Source organism: Phytobacter sp. V69, from assembly GCF_965644215.1.
Taxonomy (GTDB): Bacteria; Pseudomonadota; Gammaproteobacteria; order Enterobacterales; family Enterobacteriaceae; genus Phytobacter.
In genome coordinates, this window is sequence record NZ_CBFFRL010000214.1 from 1 (window position 1) to 7252 (window position 7252).

At 53.1% G+C, this 7252-nt stretch carries 9 protein-coding genes; 1 reads left to right on the forward strand and 8 read right to left on the reverse strand.

What is annotated here, in order from left to right; all coding sequences use genetic code 11:
* Positions 1-124 precede the first annotated feature (124 nt).
* The gene (locus ACSZPU_RS21505; protein WP_499002969.1) at positions 125-736 is read left to right on the forward strand and encodes a GNAT family N-acetyltransferase; all 612 of its coding nucleotides are present in this window, start codon (positions 125-127) and stop codon (positions 734-736) included.
* A gap of 60 nt (positions 737-796) precedes the next feature.
* Here the strand turns inward: ACSZPU_RS21505 and ACSZPU_RS21510 are convergent, their stop codons facing one another.
* The 8 genes from ACSZPU_RS21510 to ACSZPU_RS21545 form a co-directional block, all read right to left on the reverse strand.
* Positions 797-1066, reverse strand: a complete 270-nt coding sequence (locus tag ACSZPU_RS21510; RefSeq protein WP_499002971.1) for an HPr family phosphocarrier protein — start codon at positions 1064-1066, stop codon at positions 797-799.
* A gap of 16 nt (positions 1067-1082) precedes the next feature.
* Positions 1083-1943, reverse strand: coding sequence for a class II aldolase (locus tag ACSZPU_RS21515; protein ID WP_499002972.1), 861 nt, complete (start codon positions 1941-1943; stop codon positions 1083-1085).
* A 56-nt stretch (positions 1944-1999) separates the two neighbouring features.
* A complete protein-coding gene (locus ACSZPU_RS21520; RefSeq protein WP_499002974.1) occupies positions 2000-3484 on the reverse strand; it encodes an FGGY-family carbohydrate kinase in 1485 nt (494 codons plus the stop codon).
* Entirely contained in the window at positions 3477-4835 is a 1359-nt protein-coding gene (locus tag ACSZPU_RS21525; RefSeq protein WP_499002976.1) for a PTS galactitol transporter subunit IIC, read from the reverse strand. The genes ACSZPU_RS21520 and ACSZPU_RS21525 overlap by 8 nt, the downstream gene beginning before the upstream one ends.
* A gap of 62 nt (positions 4836-4897) precedes the next feature.
* Entirely contained in the window at positions 4898-5185 is a 288-nt protein-coding gene (locus tag ACSZPU_RS21530) for a PTS sugar transporter subunit IIB (RefSeq protein WP_499002982.1), read from the reverse strand.
* On the reverse strand, positions 5185-5655 hold the full coding sequence (locus ACSZPU_RS21535; RefSeq protein ID WP_499002978.1) for a PTS sugar transporter subunit IIA: 471 nt from the start codon (positions 5653-5655) through the stop codon (positions 5185-5187). The genes ACSZPU_RS21530 and ACSZPU_RS21535 overlap by 1 nt, the downstream gene beginning before the upstream one ends.
* A 14-nt stretch (positions 5656-5669) precedes the next feature.
* On the reverse strand, positions 5670-6416 hold the full coding sequence (locus tag ACSZPU_RS21540; RefSeq protein ID WP_499002980.1) for a GntR family transcriptional regulator: 747 nt from the start codon (positions 6414-6416) through the stop codon (positions 5670-5672).
* A gap of 267 nt (positions 6417-6683) precedes the next feature.
* Complete coding sequence (locus ACSZPU_RS21545; RefSeq protein WP_499002984.1) at positions 6684-7163, reverse strand: sulfatase-like hydrolase/transferase; 480 nt, start codon at positions 7161-7163, stop codon at positions 6684-6686.
* Positions 7164-7252 lie beyond the last annotated feature (89 nt).

The window sequence follows — 7252 nt, forward strand, 5'->3', positions numbered from 1 at the left end:
TTATCGGTAGTTAACCCTTCCTCCTACACTCTCCACAATCATGTCCGAGCGTTGCACTTATTATCTGAATTCGCGGTCTGTCTTTAAATAACTGCGAGCACGCACCTGCAATTAAGGAAAATAAATGAGCACTGCAAACACAACCATCGCATTAGGTTATTCTGATGTTCCACCTGGACATGTGGCATCGGTCGTCACCTGCCTGGAAATGCGGGCAAAACCGCAGCAGGAAACCTTACCCCTGCCCGATTGCATCACACTGGAACCGCTTGTTGATGTGGATCTAGTCGCCTACCGCGCGCTGTTTCGCAAGATTGGCGCCAGATGGTTGTGGTTTTCGCGTCTCTATATGGCCGATGACAAACTGAACGGCATCCTGAACGACCCGAACGTTGAAGCCTGGGTGATTCGCGATGGCGCGGAGGATATCGGTATGCTCGAGCTGGATTTTAGCGAACCCGGACAGTGTGAACTGGTATTTCTGGGACTGGTCGAGGGCACCACCGGTAAAGGACTTGGCCGCGCCATCATGAGCCGCGCTACTGAACGCGCCTGGGCAAAACCGATCGAACGTTTTTGGGTGCACACCTGCACCTTTGATCATCCGTCGGCGCTCGGTTTTTATCTCCGTTCCGGCTTTGTTCCCTACGCCTTTCAGGTTGAAGTGCAGGCCGACCCGCGTCTGACCGGCCATTTACCTGCCGATGCCGCGCCGCATATTCCGCTAATTGGCTGAATGGCACCGCCATCCGTAAAGGTTTGTCACCGGAGCGATGTCCGGTGACAAACCCGTCGCTCAGGAGGTTTCGCCGAACCCGTCGGAAAAGGCGCTGGTCAGTTCGTGCATAAACGCCTGCTCATCCTGCCCTTCGCAAATCAAATCAATGACCGAATTCCCTTTCACTCCCGCCCCCAGGATACTCATCATCCCTTTAATGGGTACCTCTTTGCCGTTATTCACCAGCACCAGCGATGACTGGTATTTTTTAAAGATTTTCGCCAGCGTCGCGGCAGGCCGGGCATGTAACCCGGTGCTGTTCACGACCCGTACCGTCTGTTTAATCATTGGTTTCCCTCCAGGTTTACGACGCACGGCGACAGGACGGATGCTCGCTATTCATCATCAGGATCTTAGCGTAGACATCCTCTTCTACCGCCTGCTTGGCATTTGCCATCACCCGCGCCAGATTGGCCTCGTTATTATTTTTCACCCATGCCTGACCCACGGCAGTAATAAAGGCTTTACGCAAGTCGCTGGCAATATTCACCTTCGCCACACGGTAATTCACAAAACTGCGCAGAATATCCGCATCAATACCCGAACCACCGTGAATCACCAGCGGCACCGGTGATATTTCCGCAATCCGTTTCAGTAGCGGAATATCAATACGCGGAATATCTTCCAGCCCGTGAACATTGCCTATCGAAATAGCCAGCATGTCGCAGCCGGTCTCCTCGACAAAGCGTTTCACCTTCTCCGGTTCGGTTTTGCAATCGGCTTCACTGACGTGAACGTCCTCTTTACCGAGGATCGCCCCCAGCTCGGCCTCAACCGGAACACCAAATGATTTACAGAAATCGACCGCCTCGCGGGTAAAAGCAATGTTCTCCTCAAAGGGCAAGGCCGCGCCGTCGATCATTACCGAGGTAAACCCCGCGCGCACCGCCTGTTTCACGTCATCCAGCGTCTTGCCATGATCCAAATGCAGGCTCACCGGCACATCCATTTTGCTGGCATGGCGCTTCACTATTTCGAAGATATAGTCATAGCCCGACAGCTGCGCATTGGTGGGGGCAATCTGAATAAAATTCGGCAGACCGGAACGTTCAATCGCATTCAGAATCGAGATTGTCGTTTCCAGATTGGTGGTATTAAACGCCCCTGCCAGTACCCGTTTTTCCCGAATTCGGTCGAGCAAAATCCTACCATTTACTAAAGGCATGTGAACTCCTTAAATCCTGATAAGTAATAAGAGATAGTGTTACTGCATAGCAATAATTATTCGCGCGAGCTGATACCCTCCTGCGCTAATTTAAAGTGATAAAATTCCATCCAGCGTTTCTGATATTCCTGTAATTTGATTATCCGTTGCGGGTCGGGGAAATAACGTCCGGCAAGTGCCATAACAGGCGGGGGTAATTCCGGACAGGCCATTAATAGCGCCCCGACCGACACGGCTTCATCAAAGGCCACGGCATCGACCGGACATTGCAGCACATCCGCCTTGAGCTGCAGCCAAAACGGATTATTCACCGCCGGGCCAATCACTTTCAGCCTGTGCCCTGGCGGCACGTTAAAGCAGGCGTAACAGTTGGCGAACTCCATCGCCAGCCCCATAAAGACGCTTTCCACCAGCATGTCGGTATCCAGCGTATCGCCCAGCCCGTACAACAAACCGCGCGTCGTGCGATCCTTATTCGGCGAACCTGAACCGCGCAGATGAGGAATAAACACCGGGACCGATTCAGGCTCCCAGTCCGGGCGCTGATAATGCCGCCAGACGCGCGCCAGCGCCGCATCGATATCATCTTCCGTCAGCCGAAACGTGCGACGCAGCCACTCCAGGGCGTAACCGCCAATTGGCAGCGAGGCAAACAGCGTACATAGCCCCTGCGCCGAGTAACGTCCGTTGGCGAGCTTATCCTGCATCGCCTGGGCATTGAGCGTCGGTTCCGGCGTGAGCAGTAAGATGCCCTCGGTCGTCCCCGTGGAGTTGAGCACATCCCCCGGCTGCATCTGTAGCGCCCTCGCCCCCACCATATGATCGTGCCCGGCAAGCGTCACGCTCACTTCCGCCGTCATCCCCAGCGCCTGACACAGTTCTGGCGTCACCCAGCCGGCAATCTCTCCCGGTTTAAGCAGCGGTGCCAGGGCATCAAAAGGTACGTGCAAGATCTCCGTCGCCTTGCGCGACCATTGCCGGGTGGTGACATCCAGGCACATCGTGCGACTGGCAAGCGTAATGTCGGTACGTTTTTTTCCGGTCAGCAGCCACAACAGCACTTCGGGCGCATGCAGCCAGCACAGATCCTTGCGAGCGTGCAGCCCATAATTGTCCAGCAACCAGCGCATCTTAAAGGCGGAGTAATTGCTGTGCGGCGGCAGCCCCGTCAGGGCATACAGCGCCTCTTTTTCTGCAGCGTCCAGGGTACTGAGGTAAGCCTCACCGCGCCGATCGTACCAGGCAAGCATGGGTGTCAGGATGGTATCGTTGCTATCGATAAACACCCCGGACTCCCCAAAGCTGGCGATGCTGATTCGGGTGACGGGCAGTGTTGGTGCCGCCACCAGCTCCGCCATCACCTGCTGGAGTGTTTCCCACAGTTGCCTGATATCGAAATCGACATCCCCCTGCCCGGAAACCTGCTTTGGCGTCGGAAACTTCCGCACATCCTGAACTGACGCATCCTGGCAGGAATAACAGCTGACTTTGCAGTTGGTCGTGCCGATGTCAATAACGATCGCAACGCTGTAATCAGGCATAAACCGTTTCCTTAGTCAGTCGGAAAACACCGTACAGGACCAGGGCGATAACCGGGACAAGGCCAATCGCAATGACGTTGCCGTTAAAGATTTCCAGTAACCAGTAGCGGAACGGGTTACCGCCATCCAGGAAGCTCGATACCTGTCCGCTCGACCCTTCGGCGAATTTGAAATTAACGTTCTTCGCCATACCGGTAATAAAGGGGGCGATTTTGGTCGCAATCCACAGATCCGCGACGATAACCGGGATCGCGGTGATCACAGAGCGGAAAATATTGCCGCGACAGGCCAGCACAATCATGGAGGCCATCACCGCCAGATTCGCCAGATCGCCGAGCGGCAGCACCTTATTACCCGGTAGCATAAAGGCGATAAAGACCGAGACAGGCGTTAACAGCAGCGCGGTAGAGATAATCGCCGGGTTACCCACGGCCACCGCGATATCCAACCCGATATAGAGATCGTCACGCCCCGGATATTTGGCATTCAGATATTTTTTGATGGCTTCCGACAGCGGCAACAGCCCTTCCATCAGAATGCGCACCATACGCGGCAGAATAAACATCACACCGCCGATGCTGATCCCAAGCAGCAGGATATGTTTGAAGTCATATCCGGCAATCACCCCCAGCAGCACGCCAAGAATTGTCCCGACCATCATCGGCTCACCGAAGATACCGAGCTTTTTCTGCACGCTCTCCGGGTCGATATGAATACGGTTAATTCCCGGGATTTTGTCGAGTACTTTGTCAAACAGCAGACCAACCGGGAAGAAGACCACCGAAGAAAGCGTGGGCAATGAGATCCCTTCAAGGCCAAAGTACTTATTCACCAGTGGCGCAGACCAGTCCGCCAGTTTTAGTACCACAATCGCCACCACCGCTGCCGCCAGAAGACCCAGCACAAAACTGCCAGTGCTGTAGTAAACCAGGGTACCGGCCAGCGCAAAGTGCCAGTAGTTCCACATATCCACGTCCACTGTGCGGGTCTTATTCAGGGCCAGCATGGCGACGTTAATCAGGATAGTGAGTGGAATAACGAACGGTGCAATCGGCGAACCCCAGGTGATTGCCGACAGCGGCGGCCAGCCGAGGTCAACAACAGGCAGGTTGATACCGGTACGCTCGACCATCGCCTGTGCCGCCGGCCCTACATTACTGGTCAGAATATCGAAAATGGCATAAATACCGACAAAGCCAATCCCGACGGTTAAGGAAGAACGCAATGCTTTCGCCGGTTTCACTTTAAAGCAGAGTGCGAGAATAAACAGCACTAGTGGCAATAATACGGTGGGACCAAAGCCCAGTATATATTGCACAACGGTATACAGGGTATGTGCTATATTGTTCATGTCAGACCTCTCAGGCATAACCAGACCTCGCGTGAGCGCCTGGATTACCATAGTCGAATTAATTATTGTTGGTTTTTAAGAATAGAGACTATTTTTTCAAGTACTTTCTCCTCACCGACGCCGGTAATAATCGGCAGGCCATTTACCACGGGAATATCCAGTTCATACGGTACTTTGGTGGTAGAAACCACCAGCGTGGCGCCGTCCGTATTATTGGGTAAAGAGGCAACATTGGTTTGGGCGTAATTAACGTTTAACCCCTGCTCTTTACAATACTCCATGACCTTTTCCGTCACGGCTGTTGATGTGGCAATACCCGTCGAGCAAACAAATAAAATCATCTGGGTCATCATTCACCTCGTTCTGCTAATTTGGCAAAAACAGATTGGTAGATCTCCTCATCAGTCATGACAAGAAGCTGCTGCATATACGTACCGTCCTGGATCAGTTCAATAACCCAGCCCAGCACATTCAGTTGCTTGTTACTCTCGCCGAGCGCCAGCATAAACACCACGCGAACTGGCACCGGCTCTGGCTCGCCGCCCATATCCTCAAACATCACTGCCTCCGGAAGCACGCCGAGGCTGATGGCGTTGTGCAGCACGTGTTTGTGATCGGTATGCGGGATAGCCACCCCGACCGGCTGCACCGCAAGCCCGGTGGGAAATGTCGCTTCACGGGCAATCACATGGCTGGCAAAATCGGTCACCACGTTGCCATCATCAATTAATGGCTGAGCCAGCAGGCGAATAATATCGTCGGTTGTTAATCCTCCCTGTAAATGTTGAACATAATGGCGGCGAAACCGAATATCCTGCATAATATCCTCGTTTCTTAGTTAGCATCCCGACGTTGTAATATCGTGCCGAGATAATATTTATTACCTTTTAACCAGACGTTACCAAATTCCACCGGCACCCCCCGGGAGAAAAAGACTAACTGCTCAAGGTGTAATACCGGGGCATCTTCACTGATATCCAGATATTGTCCGCGATCGTTACCAATAAGTCGCGCGGCGTAGCGGCTTTCCGAATAACGAATTTTATTGTTGAATAACCGCTCAATCGATGGAAATAAATTTTCACGGGTAAAATCCACCTCGGTAATGCCCGGACAGAGATCAATATTGATACGGTTCTCGATCAGCATCACCTTCTCATCGCCAATACAGCGCAGACGTTCAAGAAATAAAATGTCCTGGCCGGGGCGAATATTGAGCTTTTCCGCCACATAGCGATTCGCCGGTTCAATGCGCGAGGTAATCACGCTGGTGGTGAAGTGGATCTTCTGGCTTTCCAGCGCTTCCGCAAAGGAGAGCAGCCCTTCACCGAGGGGATAGGCAATGTTCTCTTTTTTGACGAACGTCCCCTTCCCCTGTACCTGTACCAGCACCCCTTCCCGGACCAACTGGTTAACCGCCTTCTTTACCGTACCGCGACTAACTTCCAGCATGTCCATAATCTGGAATTCCGACGGGATACGATCGTCTTCCACCAACTCACCGCTGTAAATACTTTCCCGTATCCACTCCACCACCTGCTGGTAAAGAGGGATCTGCGAACTCTTACTCAATGTTTTCATGGCGCGCACCTGAACGTTCAGAGTTGTCTATAGACAATCATGTACAACCTTGAGTTTATATTAGAGACATCCCAGGTGAATGGGATCGAAAGGAGTCACAGTTTGGGGGACCGATTCGGGATCAATTTTCTGTGATAATTATCACAAATTAACCGATATCCCTGCTGTTAACAGGGACTCGGTCAGGTGGGGAAAAGACGATAAAATATCGATGATGATGCTATGCGGCCGACACGGCCTCGTCGCTAAACGAAAACCCATCCGCTATTAAAAATCGCTGATTCGCTCCGGCCATGCGCCGCTCACCTTCATCATGGCGGAGAAATGCTGCTGGATAAGCTGCGCCCTGAGCGGTTTGAACTGCGGGTCGTGCCAGTGGGCATAAAGCGCATGCGGATCGACGCCTTTCTCTTCCAGCCACGTCTGATAATCGTGACCTTCCGGCCAGTCCGGGTGCGGATGCTGGCTCCAGTAAAACTCATCGTAACCATCGTCGGGGCGATGTTCCACGCCGTGCTGGCTGGCGGAAAGATGCAGCTTACCAATCAGCCCGGTGCGATATCCCGCTTGCTGAAATGAACGAGGTAACAGATGCAGGTGCTCGGGAAAGCGGCGGTTGCCGTTGCGCTGTACCTGATGCGCAATCGGGTACATTCCGGTCAGGAACGAGGCACGGCTGGGGGTGCAGATTGGGCTTTGCACATAGGCGCGTTCAAACAGCACTCCGGCGGCGGCAAGGTTATCAATGTGGGGCGTCTATGCGCCGGGAGTTCCGAGGCAGGATAGCGTATCCCAACGCTGCTGGTCGGTACATATCCATAAAATATTCGGTTGAA